We start from the raw sequence: 1,150 nt of genomic DNA, 5'->3' as shown, positions 1-1,150 counted from the left end.
GGAAGTTAAGCGTCTCAGCGCCGAAAGTAGTTGGGGGATCTCCCCCTGTGAGGATAGGACGTTGCCAGGCTTTATTTTTTTAAAAAAGTTATTGACTTTACATAGAATGACCTTTAAAATAGGTAAAGTCGATATGACTTAAAACGGTCTCGTGGTGTAGGGGTTAACATGTCTGCCTGTCACGCAGAAGATCGCGGGTTCGAATCCCGTCGAGACCGCCATTTTTAATTTAATACGTATGGCTTTGTAGCTCAGTTGGTAGAGCAAAGGACTGAAAATCCTTGTGTCGGCGGTTCGATTCCGTCCAAAGCCACCATATAACACGCCGGTGTAGCTCAGTTGGTAGAGCATCTGACTTGTAATCAGAGGGTCGAGGGTTCGAATCCTTTCGCCGGCACCATTTTTTCATGGCGGTTGTGGCGAAGTGGTTAACGCACCGGATTGTGATTCCGGCATTCGAGGGTTCAATTCCCTTCAGCCGCCCCATTAAAATTTAATGAGCCATTAGCTCAGTTGGTAGAGCATCTGACTTTTAATCAGAGGGTCGCAGGTTCGAGCCCTGCATGGCTCACCATTTCTCATTATTTTTTATTCAATACGTAATTTCACATGCGGGTGTGGCGGAATTGGTAGACGCGCTAGACTTAGGATCTAGTGTCTTTGACGTGGGGGTTCGAGTCCCTTCACCCGCATCTCTAAATACTTATGCGGAAGTAGTTCAGTGGTAGAATACGACCTTGCCAAGGTCGGGGTCGCGGGTTCGAATCCCGTCTTCCGCTCCATCTTAATACGCGGTCGTGGCGGAATCGGTAGACGCGCTAGGTTGAGGGCCTAGTGGTGGTTAACACCGTGGAGGTTCAAGTCCTCTCGACCGCACCATATGCACCCTTAGCTCAGCTGGATAGAGCGTTAGACTACGAATCTAAAGGCCGGGAGTTCGAATCTCTCAGGGTGCACCATTTTAACGGGAAGTAGCTCAGCTTGGTAGAGCACTTGGTTTGGGACCAAGGGGTCGCAGGTTCGAATCCTGTCTTCCCGACCATTTATTTTTTTGGTCTTTGAAAACTGAACGATGAGGCAAAAAAAGTTTTACAATTTTTGAATGAAGCGCAAGCTTCGTCAATTTAAGAGCTATATCAAATTCTTTGGA

General features: G+C 47.6%; 10 tRNA genes. All 10 read left to right on the top strand.

Features of this window, described 5'->3' with window-relative positions:
- Nucleotides 1–145 precede the first annotated feature (145 nt).
- The 10 genes from ACFO4U_RS14670 to ACFO4U_RS14625 all read left to right on the top strand — a co-directional run bounded on the left by ACFO4U_RS14670 (nt 146) and on the right by ACFO4U_RS14625 (nt 1,042).
- Nucleotides 146–221, top strand: a tRNA-Asp gene (locus ACFO4U_RS14670).
- A gap of 19 nt (nt 222–240) precedes the next feature.
- Nucleotides 241–316 (top strand) — tRNA-Phe (locus ACFO4U_RS14665).
- Between the two features lie 8 nt (nt 317–324).
- Nucleotides 325–400 (top strand) — tRNA-Thr (locus ACFO4U_RS14660).
- A 10-nt stretch (nt 401–410) separates the two neighbouring features.
- Nucleotides 411–486 (top strand) — tRNA-His (locus tag ACFO4U_RS14655).
- Between the two features lie 12 nt (nt 487–498).
- A tRNA-Lys gene (locus ACFO4U_RS14650) sits at nt 499–574 on the top strand.
- 37 nt (nt 575–611) lie between these two features.
- A tRNA-Leu gene (locus tag ACFO4U_RS14645) sits at nt 612–692 on the top strand.
- 15 nt (nt 693–707) lie between these two features.
- Nucleotides 708–782 (top strand) — tRNA-Gly (locus ACFO4U_RS14640).
- 9 nt (nt 783–791) lie between these two features.
- Nucleotides 792–879, top strand: a tRNA-Leu gene (locus tag ACFO4U_RS14635).
- Between the two features lie 3 nt (nt 880–882).
- A tRNA-Arg gene (locus ACFO4U_RS14630) sits at nt 883–959 on the top strand.
- Nucleotides 960–965: 6 nt separating this feature from the next.
- Nucleotides 966–1,042 (top strand) — tRNA-Pro (locus ACFO4U_RS14625).
- Nucleotides 1,043–1,150 lie beyond the last annotated feature (108 nt).

Origin of the sequence: Exiguobacterium profundum (assembly GCF_042652865.1) — a bacterium.
Lineage (GTDB): Bacteria > Bacillota > Bacilli > Exiguobacteriales > Exiguobacteriaceae > Exiguobacterium > Exiguobacterium profundum.
The sequence above is the reverse complement of the archived record's forward strand: the minus strand, read 5'-3'. Positions and strand labels throughout refer to the sequence as shown.